The sequence below is a fragment of the Caballeronia arvi genome (assembly GCF_001544695.2).
GTDB lineage: Bacteria > Pseudomonadota > Gammaproteobacteria > Burkholderiales > Burkholderiaceae > Caballeronia > Caballeronia arvi.
The window spans coordinates 1-18,741 of the sequence record NZ_FCOM02000051.1; the positions used below are offsets into that span (position 1 = coordinate 1).

General features: G+C 63.8%; 16 protein-coding genes and 1 pseudogene. 9 read left to right on the forward strand and 8 right to left on the reverse strand.

The annotated features are described in order from the left end of the window. The first annotated feature begins 219 nt into the window (after positions 1 to 219). The 6 genes from pcaF (at position 220) to AWB74_RS34210 (ending at position 10,462) form a co-directional block, all read left to right on the forward strand. Positions 220 to 1,422 (forward strand): 3-oxoadipyl-CoA thiolase, encoded by a 1,203-nt coding sequence (pcaF, locus tag AWB74_RS34185; RefSeq protein WP_061151045.1) that lies wholly within the window; start codon positions 220 to 222, stop codon positions 1,420 to 1,422. A 12-nt stretch (positions 1,423 to 1,434) separates the two neighbouring features. Then, the gene (locus AWB74_RS34190) at positions 1,435 to 2,949 is read left to right on the forward strand and encodes a 3-hydroxyacyl-CoA dehydrogenase (protein WP_061151046.1); all 1,515 of its coding nucleotides are present in this window, start codon (positions 1,435 to 1,437) and stop codon (positions 2,947 to 2,949) included. A 30-nt stretch (positions 2,950 to 2,979) separates the two neighbouring features. After that, complete coding sequence (gene paaK, locus AWB74_RS34195) at positions 2,980 to 4,320, forward strand: phenylacetate--CoA ligase PaaK (RefSeq protein WP_061151047.1); 1,341 nt, start codon at positions 2,980 to 2,982, stop codon at positions 4,318 to 4,320. Between the two features lie 254 nt (positions 4,321 to 4,574). Beyond that, positions 4,575 to 7,763, forward strand: coding sequence for an efflux RND transporter permease subunit (locus AWB74_RS34200; RefSeq protein WP_061151048.1), 3,189 nt, complete (start codon positions 4,575 to 4,577; stop codon positions 7,761 to 7,763). A gap of 12 nt (positions 7,764 to 7,775) precedes the next feature. Continuing rightward, positions 7,776 to 8,972 (forward strand): efflux RND transporter periplasmic adaptor subunit, encoded by a 1,197-nt coding sequence (locus AWB74_RS34205; protein ID WP_061151049.1) that lies wholly within the window; start codon positions 7,776 to 7,778, stop codon positions 8,970 to 8,972. Further along, positions 8,972 to 10,462, forward strand: a complete 1,491-nt coding sequence (locus AWB74_RS34210; protein ID WP_061151050.1) for an efflux transporter outer membrane subunit — start codon at positions 8,972 to 8,974, stop codon at positions 10,460 to 10,462. Before AWB74_RS34205 ends, AWB74_RS34210 begins: the two co-directional genes overlap by 1 nt. A 70-nt stretch (positions 10,463 to 10,532) precedes the next feature. Here AWB74_RS34210 and AWB74_RS34215 read toward each other — a convergent pair whose 3' ends face one another. Further along, a complete protein-coding gene (locus AWB74_RS34215) occupies positions 10,533 to 11,156 on the reverse strand; it encodes a hypothetical protein (RefSeq protein WP_061151051.1) in 624 nt (207 codons plus the stop codon). Further along, positions 11,156 to 12,562 carry a selenium-binding family protein gene (locus tag AWB74_RS34220; RefSeq protein ID WP_061151052.1) on the reverse strand — a complete coding sequence of 469 codons (1,407 nt, stop codon included), beginning with the start codon at positions 12,560 to 12,562 and terminating at the stop codon, positions 11,156 to 11,158. Before AWB74_RS34220 ends, AWB74_RS34215 begins: the two co-directional genes overlap by 1 nt. Before the next feature lie 193 nt (positions 12,563 to 12,755). Between AWB74_RS34220 and AWB74_RS46565 the strand changes: the two genes are divergently transcribed. Continuing rightward, complete coding sequence (locus AWB74_RS46565; protein ID WP_160110345.1) at positions 12,756 to 12,911, forward strand: hypothetical protein; 156 nt, start codon at positions 12,756 to 12,758, stop codon at positions 12,909 to 12,911. A 105-nt stretch (positions 12,912 to 13,016) separates the two neighbouring features. On the opposite strand, the gene AWB74_RS34225 is transcribed toward AWB74_RS46565, so the two are convergent. Next, positions 13,017 to 13,340 (reverse strand): hypothetical protein, encoded by a 324-nt coding sequence (locus AWB74_RS34225; RefSeq protein ID WP_061151053.1) that lies wholly within the window; start codon positions 13,338 to 13,340, stop codon positions 13,017 to 13,019. A gap of 62 nt (positions 13,341 to 13,402) precedes the next feature. Beyond that, positions 13,403 to 13,879, reverse strand: coding sequence for an Lrp/AsnC family transcriptional regulator (locus AWB74_RS34230; protein ID WP_061151087.1), 477 nt, complete (start codon positions 13,877 to 13,879; stop codon positions 13,403 to 13,405). Between the two features lie 112 nt (positions 13,880 to 13,991). On the opposite strand from AWB74_RS34230, the gene AWB74_RS34235 reads away from it, so the two are divergent. Further along, entirely contained in the window at positions 13,992 to 14,924 is a 933-nt protein-coding gene (locus AWB74_RS34235; RefSeq protein ID WP_061151054.1) for a DMT family transporter, read from the forward strand. 13 nt (positions 14,925 to 14,937) lie between these two features. Here the strand turns inward: AWB74_RS34235 and AWB74_RS34240 are convergent, their stop codons facing one another. Continuing rightward, positions 14,938 to 15,225: a helix-turn-helix domain-containing protein gene (locus tag AWB74_RS34240; protein ID WP_061151055.1), complete on the reverse strand. Its 288-nt coding sequence runs from the start codon at positions 15,223 to 15,225 to the stop codon at positions 14,938 to 14,940. After that, positions 15,218 to 15,550, reverse strand: a pseudogene (locus tag AWB74_RS34245) (transcriptional regulator). Before AWB74_RS34245 ends, AWB74_RS34240 begins: the two are co-directional and overlap by 8 nt. Before the next feature lie 110 nt (positions 15,551 to 15,660). On the opposite strand from AWB74_RS34245, the gene AWB74_RS34250 reads away from it, so the two are divergent. Next, positions 15,661 to 16,572: a recombination-associated protein RdgC gene (locus AWB74_RS34250; protein ID WP_061151088.1), complete on the forward strand. Its 912-nt coding sequence runs from the start codon at positions 15,661 to 15,663 to the stop codon at positions 16,570 to 16,572. Positions 16,573 to 16,579: 7 nt separating this feature from the next. Here the strand turns inward: AWB74_RS34250 and AWB74_RS34255 are convergent, their stop codons facing one another. Both AWB74_RS34255 and AWB74_RS34260 read right to left on the reverse strand, forming a co-directional pair. Beyond that, entirely contained in the window at positions 16,580 to 17,656 is a 1,077-nt protein-coding gene (locus tag AWB74_RS34255; RefSeq protein WP_061151089.1) for a GGDEF domain-containing protein, read from the reverse strand. Positions 17,657 to 17,696: 40 nt separating this feature from the next. Next, complete coding sequence (locus tag AWB74_RS34260; RefSeq protein WP_061151090.1) at positions 17,697 to 18,464, reverse strand: hypothetical protein; 768 nt, start codon at positions 18,462 to 18,464, stop codon at positions 17,697 to 17,699. Positions 18,465 to 18,741: the final 277 nt, after the last annotated feature.

The following is an 18,741-nucleotide window of genomic DNA, read 5'->3' on the forward strand; positions in this document are numbered from 1 at the left end:
ATCGATGACGGCTTCGTGCTGACGTGTCAGTGTCATCCGCTGAGCGAGCGTGTCGTCGTGAGTTTCGACGAGCGCTAAAGCCGTCACATCTTATAGCGCGCGCATCGCAACGATGCGCGCGAACCCGAAGTATCCCAACGAGTTCAAGCGAGGAGTCGCTGGCAATGCGAGCATTGCGCGGCTTCGTCGCGGTCGATCATCCACCACATCGAGACTTTCATGACTGAAGCCTTCATCTGCGACGCGATTCGAACGCCCATCGGCCGCTACGGCGGTGTTTTCAAGGACGTCCGCGCGGACGATCTCGGCGCCGTGCCCATCACTGCGCTCATGAAGCGCAATGCATCGGTGGACTGGGCGCAGATCGACGACGTGCTTTACGGCTGCGCGAATCAGGCAGGCGAAGACAACCGCAACGTCGCGCGCATGTCGGGCCTGCTGGCGGGCTTGCCGATCGACGTTCCCGGTTCGACGATCAACCGTCTGTGCGGCTCGGGCATGGACGCGGTCGGCAGCGCCGCGCGCGCGATCAAGTCCGGCGATGGTTCGTTCTACATCGCAGGCGGCGTCGAAAGCATGACGCGTGCGCCGTTCGTCATGGGCAAGGCGGCGAGCGCCTTCTCGCGCTCCGCTGATATCTTCGATACGACCATCGGCTGGCGCTTCATCAATCCGCTGATGAAGAAGCAGTATGGCGTCGATTCGATGCCCGAGACGGCGGAGAACGTCGCCGTCGATTTCGGCGTCTCGCGCGATGCGCAGGACCGTTTCGCACTGCGCAGCCAGCAACGCGCGGCACGCGCACAGGCCGACGGCACGCTTGCGCAAGAGATCATCGCAGTGAATGTGCCGCAAAAGAAGGGCGAAATGATCGCCATCGATCGCGACGAGCATCCGCGCGAAACTTCGCTCGAAACGCTCGCGAAACTGAAGGGCGTCGTGCGCCCCGATGGCAGCGTGACGGCCGGCAATGCATCGGGCGTGAACGACGGCGCATGCGCACTCATCATCGCGAACGAAGAGGCAGCGAAGCGCAATGGACTCACGCCGCGCGCACGCATCATCGGTATGGCAACGGCGGGCGTCGCGCCGCGCATCATGGGCATCGGGCCCGCGCCCGCGACGAAGAAGCTTCTGGCGCGCACGGGTCTCACGCTCGATCAGTTCGACGTGATCGAGCTGAACGAAGCCTTCGCATCGCAAGGCATCGCGGTGCTGCGTCAGTTGGGGCTCGCCGAAGACGATCCGCGCGTGAATCCGAACGGCGGCGCCATTGCGCTCGGCCATCCGCTCGGCGCATCGGGTGCGCGTCTCGTCACGACCGCGATGTACGAACTCGAGCGCCGCAATGGCCGCTATGCGTTGTGCACGATGTGCATCGGCGTGGGGCAGGGCATCGCGATCGCGATCGAGCGCGTCTGAGGGCTACGAAACATGGCCCAGGCACTTCACACATCGGACATCGTCGGCGTGATCGGCGCGGGCGCGATGGGCGCGGGTATCGCGCAAGTCGCGGCGCTCGCCGGACATACCGTGCTGCTCTACGATCTCGACGCTCATGCGCTCGACAAGGCGCGCACGAGCATCGCGGCCAACGTGCAGCGTCTGATCGACAAGAAGAAGCTCGACGCAACAGCGGGACATTCGGCGATCGAGCGCGTGCGCAGCATCACGAATCTCACGGACATGCGCACGGCTACGCTCGTCGTCGAAGCGGTCGCGGAACGGCTCGATGTCAAGCGCGCGCTGTTCGGCGAGCTCGAAAGCATCGTGACGTCCGAGTGCATTCTCGCGACCAACACATCGTCCATTTCCATCACGGCGATTGCCGCGCCATTGAAGCATCCGTCGCGCGTGGTCGGCATGCACTTCTTCAACCCCGCGCCGCTGATGGCGCTCGTCGAAGTCGTGCGCGGTCTTGCCACGTCCGATGCCGTTGCGCAGACGGTGTACACGACATCGGCGGCCTGGGGCAAGAAGCCGGTGCATGCGAAGTCGACACCGGGCTTCATCGTCAATCGCGTCGCGCGGCCGTTCTATGCCGAAGGCCTGCGCGTGCTCAACGAGCAGGGCGCGGACCCCGCTTCCATCGATACCGTGATGCGCGATTCGGGCGGCTTCAAAATGGGCCCGTTCCAGTTGATGGATCTGATCGGTCACGATGTGAACTTCGCGGTGACGCAATCGGTGTTCAACGCGTATTTCAACGATCCGCGCTTCACGCCTTCGCTGATTCAGCAGGAACTGGTCAACGCGGGCTTTCTCGGACGCAAGACGGGCCGCGGCTTCTACGACTATGCCGATGATGCCGTGAAACCCGTCGCTCGCATCGAGACGAATATGCGCGCGCCCTCGAACATCGTGCTCGGCGAAAGCTGCCCGTTATACGAGGGCCTGCAATCGCGCATCGCCGAAACGAAGGAGCGTCGCGATGATCTGCCCGGCCTCATCGCCCGAATCGACGATGCCTGTCTGTTTCTCACCGATGGCCGCACCGCGACCGCACGCGCGCACGCGCTCGGCATCGACAACGTCGTGCTGATCGATCTCGCGCTCGACTATGCGAATGCGCAGAGCATCGCGGTGACGCGCGCACGTCAATGCAACGACGATGCATACGCGGCCGCAGTCGGCGCCTTGACGAGAGCAGGCTATGCGGTGGTGCCGATGAAGGACATCGCCGGCATGGCCGTGATGCGCACGGTCGCGATGCTCGTCAACGAGGCAGCGGACGCGGTGAATCAAGGCGTCTGCACGAGCACCGATCTCGATCTCGCGATGGAGAAGGGCGTGAACTATCCGCTCGGGCCGCTCGCGTGGGGCGAACGCATCGGCATCGCGCGCATTCACGATGTGCTGCTGCATCTCGCGGCGCACTACGGCGAAGACCGTTATCGCGCATCGCCGCTCATCGCAGCCTTGCGTCAGTCGGGACAAGCTTTTCATTGATGCTTTCGCGTCATCATTTTTCAGGCATTCATGCAGGAGACAATCGTGGTCCAATCCATTGCACAGCAGACTGAACTGGAGCCGATCGAACGCGCGAGCCGCGACGAGCTTCAGGCATTGCAACTCGAGCGCCTCAAATGGTCGCTGCGTCACGCTTATGAAAACGTGCCGCACTATCGCCGCGCATTCGATGCGGCAGGCGTGCATCCCGACGATCTCCGCGAGCTCTCAGATCTCGCGCGCTTTCCGACCACGTCGAAAACGGATCTTCGGGATAACTATCCTTTCGGTCTCTTCGCGGTGCCGCGCGATCAGGTCGTGCGCGTGCATGCATCGAGCGGCACGACAGGCAAGCCGACAGTCGTCGGCTATACGGCGAAGGACATCGACACGTGGGCGAATGTGACCGCGCGCTCGATTCGCGCCGCGGGTGGCCGCAAAGGCGACACGCTGCACAACGCTTTCGGTTATGGCCTTTTCACGGGCGGCCTCGGCATTCACTACGGCGCCGAACGTCTCGGCTGCATGGTCGTGCCGATGTCGGGCGGCCAGACGGAAAAACAGGTGCAACTGATCCGTGACTTCGAGCCGAAGATCATTCTCGTCACGCCTTCGTACATGCTGAATCTGATCGACGAGATGACGCGTCAGGGCATGGACCCGGCGAACACGTCGCTGAAGATCGGCATCTTCGGCGCCGAGCCGTGGAGCCAGGGCTTGCGCAGCGAGATCGAAACGCGCGCGGGCATTCAGGCGCTCGACATCTATGGGCTGTCGGAAATCATGGGGCCGGGCGTCGCGTGTGAATGCATCGAAACGAAGGATGGCCCGACGATCTGGGAGGATCACTTCTATCCCGAGATCATCGATCCGATAACCGGCGAAGTGCTTCCCGAAGGCAGCACGGGCGAGCTCGTCTTCACGTCGCTCACGAAAGAAGCGATGCCGATGATTCGCTATCGCACGCGCGACCTGACATCGCTCCTGCCGCCGAGCGCGCGTTCGATGCGCCGTCTCGCGAAGATCACGGGCCGCTCGGACGACATGCTCATCATTCGCGGCGTGAACGTATTCCCGAGCCAGATCGAGGAACTGATTCTCGCGATTCCGCGTTTGAGCGGCCAGTATCAGTTGTGCGTATCGCGCGAGGGCCATATGGATTCGCTGTCGGTTTCCGTCGAAGCGCGCGCCGAAATCTGCGCAACGTTGAGCGATGGCGATCGCGCCGGACTCTCGCGCGAGCTTCAGCAACGCGTGAAGACGATCGTCGGCGTATCGACGCAAGTGCGCGTGCTCGATTCCGGCGACCTGCCGACGACCGCGACGGGCAAGGCAAAACGCGTGGTCGATCTTCGTCCCGCGACCGTTTAAACGACCCCGAAGTCAAGCGCTCCGCGTTCCGCGGAGCGCAACATCATTCCCACCAAATGGAGCACGCGTTCCACTTTCGGTGCGGTCTTGCATTCCTCTGCAGAAATACTTCCGCATAAACCCTCGCAACCGTTTGCGTCATTTGTTTTGTAAGCTTCAGTTGTGTCATCGTATTGGATGCATTCGCTCGGATAACCTTGAGCAGGCGAACGGTATTCGAATAACGAACATCAAACGGGGCAGGCGGAATTTAGATGTGGATCGTCAGACTCGCGCTCAAGCGCCCGTACACTTTCATCGTCCTGTCGCTGCTTTTGCTGATCATCGGTCCGCTCGTCATCCTGCGCACGCCAACCGATATCTTTCCCAACATCGATATTCCGGTGGTCAGCGTCATCTGGTCGTACACGGGTTTGCCGCCGGATCAGATGGAACGACGCATTACGCTCAACTATGAGCGCGGCCTGTCGGTGGCGGTGAATGACATCGAGCATATCGAGTCGGAATCGCTGCCGGGTATCGCGGTTATCCGCATCTACTTTCAGCCGAATGCGAACGTCGATGAAGCGATCGCCGAGATCACCGCGCTTTCGCAGACGCAATTGCGCTCGCTGCCGCCGGGCATCACGCCGCCGAACATATTGCGTTTCAATGCATCGACGGTGCCGATTCTCCGGCTCGCGCTGTCATCGGCGGAACTCACGGAGCAACAGCTCTACGACTTCGGCAACAGCTTTCTGAAGACGCAACTCGCGACGGTACAGGGCGCATCGGTGCCGCTGCCCTATGGCGGCAAGCAGCGGCAGATCATGGTCGATATCGATTCGCGCAAGCTGCAGGCGAAGAACCTCGCGCCGACCGATGTCGTCAACGCGATCAGCGCACAGAACCTCATCCTGCCCACGGGCACGACGAAGATCGGCTCGACGGAATATTCGGTGGGGCTGAATGCGAGCCCCGGTTCGATCGAAGGGCTCAACGACATACCGATCCGCACCGGCCCCGCCGGCACGATCTACGTTAAGGACGTCGCGCACGTGCGCGATGGCTTTCAGCCGCAAACCAACATCGTCCGCGTGGACGGCACGCGCGCTTCGCTACTCACGATCAACAAGAGCGGCAATGCTTCGACGCTGGATATCGTCGCGCGCGTGAAGAACTTGTTGCCGACATTGCGCGGCATGGTGCCCGAGTCGCTGAAGATCGAGCCTGTAGCGGATCAGTCGCTCTTCGTGCGTGCATCGGTGGAAGGCGTGTTGCGTGAAGCGGTCATCGCCGCGGGGCTCACCGCATTGATGGTGCTGCTCTTTCTCGGAAGCTGGCGCGCGACGCTCATCATCGCGATTTCGATACCGCTGTCGATGCTCACGTCGATCGTCGCGCTTTCGGCGATCGGGCAGACGATCAACATCATGACGCTCGGCGGCCTCGCGCTCGCGGTCGGCATTCTCGTCGATGATGCGACCGTTGCGATCGAGAACATCAGCCAGAACCTGGAGCAGGGCAAGGAACTGGAGCAGGCGATTCTCGAAGGCGCGCAGCAGATCGCGGTGCCCACGCTCGTCTCGACGCTCTCCATCTGCATCGTATTCATTCCGATGTTCCTGCTCACCGGCGTCGCGCACTATCTTTTCGTGCCAATGGCCGAAGCTGTCGTCTTCGCAATGCTCGCGTCGTACTTCTTTTCGCGCACGCTCATTCCGACGCTCGCGAAATACCTGTTGCGCCATCACGAGCACATGGGCGGCGATGTCGAATCGATGAAGGGTTCGCGCAACCTCTTCGTGCGCATTCATCTTTCGTTCGAGCGTCATTTCGAGTCGGTGCGCACGCGCTATCGCGGCTTTCTCGAAGCGCAGCTCACGCATCCGGGCCGCTTCGCATCGATCTTTCTGTTGTGCTGCCTGCTCTCGCTCGGGCTCGCGCCTTTTCTTGGGCGCGACTTCTTTCCTTCGATCGATTCCGGCGTGATCGCGCTGCATATGCGCACGAAAACCGGCACACGTATCGAGGAAACGGCCGCACTGACCGATCGTGTCGATGCGCGCATCAGGCAACTGATTCCACGCGGCGAGATACGCTCGATCATCGACAACATGGGCTTGCCGGTATCGGGCATCAATCTCTCGTATAGCAACACAGGCACCGTCAGCACCGCCGACGCCGATGTGCTCATCAGTCTCAACGAAAATCACGCGCCGACCGAACGCTATATCCGCGAGTTGAGAAGGCGCTTGCCGCAAGAGTTTCCCGGCGTGACGTTCTCGTTCTTGCCGGCGGATATCGTGAGCCAGATTCTCAACTTCGGCGTTCCCGCGCCGATCGATATCGCGATCACCGGACGTGACGTGCACGGCAATCGCGCGATCGCGAATCGCGTGCTCGAAAAGATCCGCCGCGTGCCGGGCCTCGTCGATGCACGCATCCAGCAGCCGTCCGATCTGCCGGCCATCAACGTGGAAGTGGACCGCACGAAGGCGCTGCAGGCTGGCTTCACGCAGCGCGATGTCGCGAACAACCTGCTCATCACGCTTTCGGGCAGCCAGCAGACGACGCCCACGTTCTGGCTCAATCCCGCGAATGGCGTGAGCTATCAGGTCATCACGACCGCGCCGCAATACGACATGAATTCGCTGCAATCGGTCGCGAACATTCCGGTCACGTCCGCGAGCGGCAAGACCAATATTCTCGGTGCGCTTGCATCGCTCTCTCGTGGCGCGCGCGATGCGGTGGTGTATCACTACAACGCGCAGACCACGATCAATCTCTACGCGACCACCGAACGGCGCGATCTCGGCGCGGTGTCGGACGACGTGCAGCGCATCATCGACGAAGTGCGCGGCGAGTTGCCCAAAGGCTCGACGATCGACATGCGCGGTCAGGTCGAGACGATGAACGGCTCGTTCTCGGGCCTCGCGTTCGGTCTCATTCTCGCGGTCGTGCTCGTGTATCTGCTGATCGTCGTGAACTTCCAGTCGTGGCTCGATCCGTTCATCATCATCACGGCATTGCCGGGCGCGCTCGCGGGCATCGTGTGGATGTTGTTTCTCACGCACACGACGCTCTCGATTCCCGCGTTGACGGGCGCGATCATGTGTATCGGCATCGCGACAGCAAACAGCATTCTCGTCGTGAGCTTCGCGCGCACGGCGCTCGCCGAGCACGGCGATGCGGTGCGTTCCGCGCTCGAAGCGGGCTACACGCGCTTCAGGCCCGTATTGATGACGGCGCTCGCGATGATGATCGGCATGGTGCCGATGGCGATCGGCCTTGGCGAAGGCGGTGAGCAGAACGCGCCGCTCGGGCGCGCGGTGATCGGCGGCCTGATGGTCGGCACCATCGCGACGCTGTTCTTCGTGCCGGTCGTGTTTTCGATGATCTACCGGCGCATGGAAGCGCGCGGCAAAGGCCCGCGTGCAACGGCCAGCGAAACGGCGCAATAAGGAACGGAAAGAATGGACGAGCAGTTGTCGCAACGATCGGGGACCACGAAACGCACACGTTTATGGATCGTGCTCGCGTTGATCGTGATCGTCGCGCTCATCGTGCAAGGGATCTGGTCGCGGCGCGCGGCGCATGCCGAGCTCGAACGCGATGCCAGCGAGCATGGCGTGCAGACGGTCGAGGTCATCAAGCCGGCGCGCATGAAGGCATCGCAGGATCTCACACTCGCGGGCGATATCCGCGCCTTCTCCGATGCGCAGATCTTCGCGCGCACCAATGGTTATCTGAAGCGCTGGACCGTCGATATCGGCACGAGGGTGAAGAAGGGCCAGTTGCTCGCGGAGATCGATGCGCCCGAAATCAACGATCAGCTTCGACAGGCGCGTGCCGATGCGCAGACCGCGCGCGCGAACTATCTCCTTGCGAAGACCACGGCCGAGCGCTGGGCGCTGATGCTGAAGAACAACTCGGTATCGCGTCAGGAAACCGACGAGAAGAACGGCGACATGCTCGCGAAGGAAGCAGCGTTGAACGCGGCGCAGGCAAACGTGTCGCGGCTCGAACAGATGGTGTCGTTCCAGAAGATCTATGCGCCTTTCGATGGCATCGTGACGGCGCGCAACACCGATATCGGTCAGCTGATCGATGCGGGCAGCGGCGCGGCGGGCCGTGAGCTCTTTCACATACAGGATGCATCGACGTTGCGCGTGTTCGTCGATGTGCCGCAGGCCTACGCACGGATGATCACCGTGGGGATGCCCGCCGAGTTGCTGCTCAACGAGGAGCGCGATCGCAAGTTCGAGGGCGTCACGGTGCGCACGGCGGGCGCGGTCGATCCGGTTGCCCGCACGATGCGCGTCGAAGTCGACGTGAAGAACCCGACCGGCGAGCTGCTCGCGGGTGCGTATGCGCAGGTTCGCTTTCGGCTCACGAGCGCAAATCCGTCGTTCACGCTGCCGGGCAATGCGCTGCTGTTTCGCCCCGATGGCGTGCATGCCGCAAGCGTCGATGCGAACAATCGCGTGAAGCTGTTGCCGGTCACGCTCGGCACGGATTACGGCACGCGCGTGTCCATCGTGTCGGGATTGAACGGTGACGAGCGCGTGATCGTGAATCCACCCGATTCGATCATCGACGGTGCGACGGTACGCGTCGGCCGCGCGGATGCGCATGGCGGAGCATCGAAGACGGAAGGAAGCGAGTCGTGATGATGCGTGCTTCCGCTCGATTAATCGGATTGCTAACTATTACTGCGTTGGCCGGATGCACTGTGGGACCCGATTACGTTCGCCCCGAGGTATCGGCGCCGGCTGCGTACAAATCCCAGATGCCGCTCGATGCGACATCATCGGACTGGAAACCCGCGCAACCCGCCGACGCGATGCCGCGCGCGCCGTGGTGGGGGGTGTACGGCGATCCGCAACTCGATGCGCTCGAAGCACGCGTCGCGACTGCGAACCAGACCGTGGCCGCAGCCGCCGCGCGTTTTCGCGGCGCGCGCGCGGCGGCCGCGCAGGCGCGTTCGGCGTGGTTCCCGACAGTCACCGCGAACGCGGCGTTCAATCAGTCGCGCGCGTCGTCGAACGTGCTCTACAAATCGAGCGCGGGCGTCACCGTGCCCGACTATCTGATCGATGCGCAAATCTCGTGGGAGCCGGATCTGTGGGGCCGCATATCGCGCGCGGTCGAAGGCGGGCGGGCGGAAGCGCAGGCAAGCGCAGCGGATCTGCAAAGCGCGATTCTGTCGATGCAGGCCGAGCTCGCCACGAGCTACTTCGAGCTGCGCGGCACGGTCGAGGAAGAGCAGTTGTTGCAGGCGACGCTGCAAGCCTACGAAAAGGCGCTCGCGCTCACGCGCGACCGGTTCGCGGGCGGTGTCGCAGCAGAATCGGATGTCGCGCAAGCGGAAGAGCAATTGCGCGCGACACAGGCGCAACTGATCGATCTGGAGACCACGCGCACGAGCCTCGTGAATGCGATTGCGATTCTCGTCGGCGAGACGCCGTCCAGCTTCACGCTTGATGTCGCGCCGCTCAACGAGGCGCATTCTCCGCATCCGTCGGCGGCGCTCGCCGCGTTGCCGCTCGGGGTGCCGTCCGCGCTGCTCGAAAGGCGGCCGGATATCGCGGCGGCGGAGCGGCGCGTCGCCGAGGCGAATGCGCGCGTCGGCGTCGCGACGGCGGCGTTTTTCCCGAATCTCTTGCTCGCCGCGACGGGCGGCCTCGAAGCGACGCACTTCTCTTCGTGGCTCGAAGCGCCCAGCCGTTTCTGGTCGCTCGGGCCGCAACTCGCGTTCACCGTGCTAGATTTCGGCGGCCGCGCGGCGGCCCGCGACGCTGCGCGCGCCGCGTACGACGAGAGTGTCGCGGATTACCGGCAAACGGTGCTGACAGCGTTCGGGCAGGTCGAGGACAACCTGAACGCGCTCGAGGTGCTGCGCTGCGAAAGCGAAGCGCAGCGCCAGGCGGTCGATGCCGCGCAACGCGCGCTCGGCAAGGTGAGCAATCGCTATGAGAACGGCGCGATCACGTATTTGAGCGTGGTGGTGACGCAGGCCATCGTGCTGTCGGATCAGCGCACGGCGGTGCATATCGAGCGGCGGCGCATGGCGGCGAGCGTCGCGCTCGTAAAGGCACTGGGCGGCGGATGGAGCACGGCGGCGCTGCCGAGCGCAGAGGAAGTGTCGCGGCGAGATTGAATCTTGCGCGATGCATGCAAAATGCCATCGCGCATGATGCATGCAAAATGCAGCGCGCGAAATGCCGGCTTTAAACGAAGAGAAAGATGCCACACGCGATCAGCGCCGCGCTCCAGATCCAGTCGACGTTGATCCAGCCGCTGCGCAGAAAGCCGAGGCCGCCGCGCTCCTGAACGGACATCGCGAACATCGAGATGACGGCGATCACCGCGAGCATCGCGCCCGTGTGCACCGTCAGCGCGAGCGCGCTGGCCTCGAAAGCGCCCGCCGCCACATTGCCCGTGCACAGCGGCAAGAGCGCCGGCACCAGCATGAGCCCCGCGCCGTGCGCGCTCGACATCACGAAGGACCACAGCGCGAGCCCGGCGAGCCCGGTGCGCATGCCGACGGTCGGACGCCCACGATGCCCGCGCCACGCGCGCCACAGGCCCCAGCCGATCAGCAGCACGCCGCACGCGCGCGCCATCGTGTCGTGGCCGGCGACGGCGCCGAGCGTGAGTGCGCCCGCCAGCACGAGCGCGACCGATACCGCGTGCCCGAGCGCGATCGGCACGAGCGAGACGAGCGCGACGCGGCGGCTCTGCGCATAGAGGCCGAGCGCGACCGCGAAGAGCCATCCCATCGCGGGATTGAGGCCGTGGAATGCGCCGAGGCCCGCAGCGGTGAGCATCAGCGCGGGCGAAGCAGACTCCATCAGGGATAGCAGTAAGAATCCGACGAGCAATCGCCGCCTTGCAGCCGGATCTGATGCGGCCGCTGTCCCTTCGGCCAGTCGATGAAAAACTTGTCGTCGACGGCGAGGCCGCCGTTGAGATCGGCGTCGAGCTTCACCATCCAGCCTTCGATGCCTTCGGGATAGAACTGCGCATCGACCGCGCCGTAGAGCGAGTTCGTGAAGTAGACGCGACGGCCATCGCGGCTCACTTCGACCATCTGCGGGCCGCCGTTCAGCGCGCCATTGCCTTTGCCATTCCCTGCGCCCGGATGCGTCGCCTTCGCGACCACGCCGCCGATGCGCACCTTGCCCGTCAGCTTCGGCGCGAACGGATCGGAGACGTCGTATTGCAGCATGTCGCCCGTGCCCCAGCACGACACGTAGAGGAAGCGGTCGTCCATCGACAGATCGATGTCCGAGACGAGCGGCGGCACCGCGCCGAAGCCTTGCAGAAGCGGCGGAAGCAAGGACGCATCGGCGGGCTCGGCGGGAATGTCGATGATCTTCTTCACCGCCCATTTGTCCTTGTCGCGATACCAGGTCCAGATCGACGACGACAGATCCTTCAGACTGATCACGCAGTTGACGAAGCCGTACGCCTTGGTCGGATCATGCGCGGGCCGCAGTTCGAACACGAGCTGATACTCGTCGCCGAAGTCGATTTCCTGGATGTGCTTGCGCTTCGTGAAGTCCCAGAAATGCAGCTTGCGCCCGTACTTCGCGCCGAGCAGTATTTCGGGCACGAGGCCGTCCTCGAAGGTGTCGGGCGTACCCCATTCGCTCGTGACCATCGTGTCGTAGCCGAGATGCCACCAGCCGTCGTACGCGAGCCGTTGCGGTCCGCGATCCACTTCCCAGCGGCCGAGCGGATCGAAGCTCTGCTGATCGAGCATCAGCACGCCGCCGGGCGCTTTGCCTTCGGCGTTGCCGAGCGCGGTGACATAGATGCCGCCTGGCCCGCAATGCACGGTGTGCGGGCGCGTATAGCCGGTTTTTTCCGCGAGCTCTTCCGGCTCGATCGTCTTCACGATGACGGGCTGCTTCGGATCGGGTTTCGTGTCGAGAATATGGATGCGCGACGAGCGCAACCCCGGCACGATGAGATAGCGCCGCTCCATGTGCGGATGCGGGGCGTTCGGGCACAGGCACGACGAGCACGCGTTCCAGCCGAAGTGATGGAGCTCGTCGCCGGTATCGGGCATCGCGATTTCGCCGACGATCTTCGTATAGTCCGCCGATGCGGGATCGACATCCACGACCGCGATCCTGTCCGGCGACTTGCGCTCGGGATCGAACGTCGCGACGTAGGCCAGAGTTTCGCGCGGCGCCTTGGCGGCGAGCCGCGGGGAAGGATAGAAGCTCGGATCGGGTTTCCACGTCGCCATGCTGCGTCTCCCAGTTGATTCGCCTGATTGCAAAGCACACATACGAAGCACACGTGCAATGCACTATAGGACACAAGCACGCGGCATGCTTTCGCCTGTTTGTGGATAGCTTTCGCGCGAGCCGCGCTTCTTCCGCACGGGAAACTGTGCCTAAAATAGAGGCATCGCCCCAAGACCTGCAGAGGAGGTTGCAATGGCCGAGCCGATGATCAGCCTGATGGCGGGAATCGTCCTGTTGCTATGCGTCGCGGTGGTACTCGTGATGCATCACCGACACCCGCATATCCATATCCCGAAGGCGCGCTGGCTGGATAGCCATCCGCCGCGCGACTGGCGGCACAGGCATTGAGCGTGCAGTCCGACGTGAATTAAACGCATGCGGCGCCGGCATCGACCGGCGCATTCTTTTTTTTTGCGCGGGCTGTTTTTGCGGCTTGTTATGCAGGCTCGCCCGCTATCCGCGTCGTGGCCCTTTCATCGCCTCAGCTTCCATCGCGGCGTGCCATTCCTCGCTGTTTTCGATCGGGTCCATGCCTTCGTCGATGAACGCCGACGCGCGTTCCGCCGCCGAGCGCGTTTCTTCCTCGGTGTCGTCGTCGGCGGGGGCGTCCTCGTCGGCGGGCGGCTCCAGCATGTCGTGCAGCATCGCCTCCAGTTCGGGCGTGTCCCACGGCTCGCCGCGCTGATTCTTCTTCTTGATGAAATGCCTTACTTCGGCATCCTGCTCGGGTGTCAGCGGAAGGCCGCGGAAGGTGCTGTTGGCGTCGAAATCACTCATGTTCGCTCCTTGCGCGCATAGCACCGTCAGTGTAACGCCGTTCGTCTGCGGTTAAAAACGCGTCATGTCTGGCCGAGCGGCGGCAGACGTCTTTCGATGGGCGTCGCTTTCACGATGGCTGTGCTCGTCGCGGCGCGCTCGGTGACGCGCGAAAGAATGTCGTCGAGATGCCCGATCGAGCGCAGCCAGAGGCGGCATACGAAGCAGTCGTCGCCCGTGACCTTGTCGCATTCGACGAATTCGGGAATGCGCCGGATCGCTTCCTCGACGAGATGCAGCTGACCGGGCAGCGGCTGCACGCGCACGATGGCCTGCAGCGTGTAACCGAGCGCGCGCGGATCGATATCGACGGTGAAGCCGCGGATCACGCCTTGCGTTTCGAGTCGCCGCACGCGCTCGGCGGTGCTCGGCGCCGACAGGCCGATGCGCTTCGCGAGCTCGCTGATCGCGATGCGCCCGTCGCTCGCAAGAATGCCGATGAGTTCGCGATCGGTCGCGTCGATCTCCGCGTAGTGCGGGGCGTTCAGGTGCTTTCCCATGATGGCCTTCGATTCAAAGGTCGAAAGATGCATGCGCCTCATTTTAGGCATGGTTTCGGGCGCAGCGCATCGATAGACTGGATTGCATCGAAACCTGCATGGCGGTGAAGAAATGACGACCGAAAGAATCGACGCGCGGATGACCGGTGCGTCGAACGCGAACGAACAGCGCCGCGGCGCGATCGAGATGTCGCTCGCAATGTTGATGTCGGGCACGATCGGCTGGCTCGTCGTGTCGTCGGGGCAGACGCCGTGGAACGTGGTGTTCTTTCGCTGCGTGTTCGGCGCGGCGACGCTCGTCGCCGTGTGCGCGGCGCTGGGCTTTCTGAAGAAGCGCTATTTCTCGTGGCGCATGATCGGGCTCGTCGCGCTCGGCAGCGTGGGGATCGTCGGCAACTGGCTGCTGCTTTTCGCCGCGTACTCGCGCGCGTCGATCTCGATGGCGACGACGGTCTACAACACGCAGCCGTTCATGCTCGTCGCGCTGGGCGCGATCGTGCTGCGCGAGCGCGTGTCGGCATCGACGCTCGTATGGCTCGGCATTGCGTTCATCGGGCTCGTGATGGTGGTGCGCGTCGAGCCCGCCGTGCTCGCGATGCCGGGGCAGTATCTCGAAGGCATTGCGTATGCGCTCGGCGCGGCCTTGCTGTACGCGATATCGTCGATCGTCACGAAGCGTTTGCAGGGCACGCCGCCGCATCTGATCGCGATGCTGCATGTGCTCTTCGGCATCGTGATGCTCGCGCCGTTCGCGCGCTTCGAAGCGACACCCGCGTCGTTCGCGCAATGGTCGGATCTCGTCGTGCTGGGCGTCGTGAACACGGGACTCATGTACGTGCTGCTGTACGGTGCGATCCAGAAGCTGCCGACCGCGACGACGGGCGCGCTGTCGTTCATCTATCCGGTGGTGGCGATCGTGGTCGACTGGCTCGCATTCGGGCAGCGGCTCGCGTGGCCGCAGGTGGCCGGCGCGGTGCTCATTCTGCTCGCGGCGGCAGGGGTGAATCTGAAGTGGCGGATCGTGCCGGGGCGGGCAGGCCGCTGAGCCTACGAACTCATCACGCTGCGCGGGGCAGGTCGCGCAGCGCCTCGGGATGCGCGACGGCCACCCGTAACAGTGTCTGAGCGGCGCCCGTTGGATTGCGACGGCCTTGCTCCCAGTCCTGGAACGTGCGGATCGAAACGCCAAGCAGCGCGGCGAACTCCGACTGAGAGACGCCGACCTTGGCGCGCGCCTGTGCGGCAACTGTCGGCTCGACGCGAGTCGTGCGCGCCGCGCGCCCCTTTTTCATGTCGCGCACCGATTCGAGGAGATCGGACTGAAACTTCTCGAGTTCCTTATCCATGTTGAATTGCCTCACGAAGCTGGTTGAGGAAAGCCGTCGGCAGGTTATCGAATTTGGCTTTCGAGTACGCGATCAAGAGTCATATTTCGCCGTCGTCGAGAACGTTGTAGTAGATGACTCGCGAGCCGCCACGCTTTCCTTTGCCGGGCGTGGTCCAGCGGACTTTGCGCAGCCCGCCTGTTCCGGGGATCACGGCGCCCGCGAGCGGATTGTTTGCGAGCCATACGATGAACGCCTCGCGTTCCGGCTCTTGCCATATCTCGCCAGCATAGCGTTGAAAAACCGCGGTTTCGATGATCGTGTACATCGAACGATTATACGGCATTGCCGTACAGAGCAACGCACGTTACTCAACGATGTTTTCCGGATCGACTCATCGCCAGGTCGACCTCGTATAAAATGTCGCCCCTTTCCGACTACATCGAAATCCCCGCCATGTGGTTCAAGAATCTCCAGCTTCATCGTCTTCCCGCTCACTGGTCAGTCACACCGCATCAAATGGAGCGATGGCTCGCGCCGCTCGCGTTCAGCGCAGCGTCGAGCATCGAGAACGAACGGCGCGGCTGGGTCTCGCCGCGCGGCGACGGCGAGCTCGTCTACACGGCGAACCGGCAGATGCTCATCGTCTACCGCGCGGAGAAAAAGCTGCTGCCCGCATCGGTCGTCACGCAGTTCGTGAAGGAGCGCGCCGCCGAGCTCGAAGAGCAGCAGGGCTTCAAACCCGGCCGCAAGCAGATGAAAGAGCTCAAGGAACAGATCACCGATGAACTGCTGCCGCGCGCGTTCAGCATCCGTCGCGACACGCGCGTGTGGATCGATCCGGTGAACGGCTGGCTCGCGATCGATTCAGCATCGGCGACGCTGTGCGACGACATCATCGGCCTGCTCGTGAAGTCGGTCACCGACCTGCCGCTCGCGAGCGTACGCACCGCGCGCTCGCCCGTCTCCGCGATGACCGAATGGCTGCTTTCAGGCGATGCGCCCGCGGGCTTCACGCTCGATCGCGACACCGAACTGCGCTCGACGGGCGAAGGCAATGCGACGGTCCGCTACGTCGGCCACGCGCTCGAAACGGAAGACATGCGCCGCCATATCGAAGCGGGCAAGCAGTGCATGCGTCTCGCGATGACCTGGAACGACCGCGTGTCGTACGTGCTGACGCCGTCGCTCACGCTCAAGCGCGTAAGCCCGCTCGACGTCATCAAGGACGCCGCCGATCCCACCGCCGCGAACGACGACGAGCGCTTCGAATCCGATTTCATCCTGATGACGGGCGAGCTCGCGCGCATGTTCGCGGCGCTGACCGACGCACTCGGCGGCGAAGAGGATCTGCGCGCGGCGGCGTAAAAGCGCCTTACGCCGAAGCCGGCGCGGAAGCGAACGCGTAATTGTTCTTGCCGTTGCGCTTGACGGTGTACATCGTTTCGTCGGCGGCGGCGACGAGCCGCCAGTAATCGTGGCAGCGATCCGGAAAGCTCGCGATGCCGATGCTCGCGCGCACGATCGACAGCCCCATCTGCGCATCCGTTTCGGCGACGCACGTGATGATCCGTTGCGCGATCGCAGCGAGTTCGCTATCGCTCGAAAACTCGCGCACGAGCAGCGCGAATTCGTCGCCGCCGATTCGCGCCACCATATCGCCGCCGCGCACCGTCTGGCGGAACCGCCGCGATACCGCGATCAGAAATTCGTCGCCGATGCGGTGGCCGTGCGTGTCGTTGACGCGCTTGAAGCCATCGAGATCGATATACAGCACCGCGATGCGCGTCGAGCCGCGCACATCGCCCACCCTGCCCGCGAGCGCGTTCGCCGCTTCCTCCAGCGCCGCGAAGAGCTTGCGGCGGTTGGGTAGGCCCGTCATCGGATCGTGCAGCGACGCCTGCTCGAACTCGTTCGAAATGCCGAGCAGTTGCCGGTTGCGCTTCGCATACATGCCGAGCGCGGTGATGAGCACGCCGAACACGGTCGCCGACAGCGCGATCAGCGTATGCGACACACTCAAAATGCGCTCGCGCACGTCCGCGCTGGTGCGATCGCGCTCGGTGCGCCACCAGTTGTAGGTGGAATCGAGCGCGGCGCTCGCTTCGCCCAGCGCGGCCGAGGGCGAGAGCACCGCCGAAGGCACCGACGGCGCGGACATCGGGCTCGATGCCACCAGCGCATGCAGCGCGGCCAGCCGGCCGGCGAGTTCGATGCGCGCCTCGCGATACAAGGCCTGATGCTGCGTGTCGCTCGCGGAAAGATTCTGCAGGGAGAACGCAGCCGCGCGCGCGGCATCGGCGCGTTCGACCGCTTCGAGCACGAGCCCGACGTACTCCTGCTGCAATTGCGCGGAAAAGATCGCGCGGACCTGGAACGCCAGAAAGAGCAGGCCGATCAGCAGGCACAGCAACGCGGCGCCCGCGAGCGGTGCGGGGCCGGGCACGCGCACGCGTCCGAGCGCGCGCCGCACACGGCTCGACAGCGTTCCTTCAGGGGCGTGAATACTCCTCGCGCTGACGGTTCGGAACATTGTTTCGATAGCTCACTCGATGGAAAAACGCGCCCATGCGGGCGAAGAGGCCACCTTCGGGCTTCGCGCGCGCCTGATGCCTGCGCGGCTGCGCGGACGGATTGGCGCGATACGACGCGGTCTGCTGAGCCGACGCATTGCCGCGGCGCTGCACGGCGGCGCTCTGTACGGGCGGGGCGGATGACGGGTCGTCGGCCTGCTGAAGTTGAGCCTGCGCCGTTGCCGTCGCCGTGGAGGCATCCGAGGCATCGGCAAGCGTAGGTTCGTCGGCGGCGTCTGCGGTCGGCGGGTTGTCGGCGAGCGTGGTGGTGTCGACAGGCGCGGCAGTATCGATGGCCGCGGGACCGCCGGTCGCCACGTACGGACTCGTGTAGCCGGGCGGCGTCGCGGCCAAGGGCGCTTCCACCATGCCCGACGACTCCGTGCGCGCGGCGATGACCGGCTGGTCGATGCCGAGCGTTTTGCGCGCGCTCGCCATCGCTTCGGCGTAGACGCGCTGGTCGTGGTTGAACCACATGCTGTACGCGACGGTGCCGAGCACGCCGATGCCGAGCGCCGTCGCGGACGCCATCCACAGCGCGAGGCGTCCGAAGCGCAGTGGCGAGCGCACGGGGCCGGGGTCGTCGTAATCGATTGCAGGCTCCGGCAGGTTGAGGACAGTAGGATCGTTCGCGGGACTCGCTCGGTCCGCAACGCTCTCTTCGGGCAGCTTTGCTTGGTGAGGCATGACAGCGCTCTCCAGTACGTATTCGTCACACGGCGCGTCGGACGGCGGGACAGCGCGCACGCACCGGTGCGCCGGGTCCGCCTCAGCCGATGGCGCGACTACAGCGCGTCCCATCATATGAATATTGAAACGCGATGCGGCTCGTCGGATTAACAGCCGGGTGCCGGTTCAACTCGCGCTGCCCGGCCGATTTTTGCCAAACAATGTAACTCGCACCACATGTCGCGACAATCAGGGGTGGCGAGGTGATGCCGAAACGAACGCGCGAATGCTCGCG

What these genes read in the sequence shown, in the direction of transcription:
- AWB74_RS34230 (WP_061151087.1), bottom strand. Translation starts at nt 13,879, where the DNA reads ATGGGAAAGCACCTGAACGCCCCGCACTACGCGGAGATCGACGCGACC.
- AWB74_RS34200 (WP_061151048.1), top strand. Translation starts at nt 4,575, where the DNA reads ATGTGGATCGTCAGACTCGCGCTCAAGCGCCCGTACACTTTCATCGTC.
- pcaF (WP_061151045.1), top strand. Translation starts at nt 220, where the DNA reads ATGACTGAAGCCTTCATCTGCGACGCGATTCGAACGCCCATCGGCCGC.
- AWB74_RS34250 (WP_061151088.1), top strand. Translation starts at nt 15,661, where the DNA reads ATGTGGTTCAAGAATCTCCAGCTTCATCGTCTTCCCGCTCACTGGTCA.
- AWB74_RS46565 (WP_160110345.1), top strand. Translation starts at nt 12,756, where the DNA reads ATGGCCGAGCCGATGATCAGCCTGATGGCGGGAATCGTCCTGTTGCTA.
- AWB74_RS34210 (WP_061151050.1), top strand. Translation starts at nt 8,972, where the DNA reads ATGATGCGTGCTTCCGCTCGATTAATCGGATTGCTAACTATTACTGCG.
- AWB74_RS34235 (WP_061151054.1), top strand. Translation starts at nt 13,992, where the DNA reads ATGACGACCGAAAGAATCGACGCGCGGATGACCGGTGCGTCGAACGCG.
- AWB74_RS34225 (WP_061151053.1), bottom strand. Translation starts at nt 13,340, where the DNA reads ATGAGTGATTTCGACGCCAACAGCACCTTCCGCGGCCTTCCGCTGACA.
- AWB74_RS34190 (WP_061151046.1), top strand. Translation starts at nt 1,435, where the DNA reads ATGGCCCAGGCACTTCACACATCGGACATCGTCGGCGTGATCGGCGCG.
- AWB74_RS34220 (WP_061151052.1), bottom strand. Translation starts at nt 12,562, where the DNA reads ATGGCGACGTGGAAACCCGATCCGAGCTTCTATCCTTCCCCGCGGCTC.
- AWB74_RS34215 (WP_061151051.1), bottom strand. Translation starts at nt 11,156, where the DNA reads ATGGAGTCTGCTTCGCCCGCGCTGATGCTCACCGCTGCGGGCCTCGGC.
- AWB74_RS34205 (WP_061151049.1), top strand. Translation starts at nt 7,776, where the DNA reads ATGGACGAGCAGTTGTCGCAACGATCGGGGACCACGAAACGCACACGT.
- paaK (WP_061151047.1), top strand. Translation starts at nt 2,980, where the DNA reads ATGCAGGAGACAATCGTGGTCCAATCCATTGCACAGCAGACTGAACTG.
- AWB74_RS34260 (WP_061151090.1), bottom strand. Translation starts at nt 18,464, where the DNA reads ATGCCTCACCAAGCAAAGCTGCCCGAAGAGAGCGTTGCGGACCGAGCG.
- AWB74_RS34240 (WP_061151055.1), bottom strand. Translation starts at nt 15,225, where the DNA reads ATGGATAAGGAACTCGAGAAGTTTCAGTCCGATCTCCTCGAATCGGTG.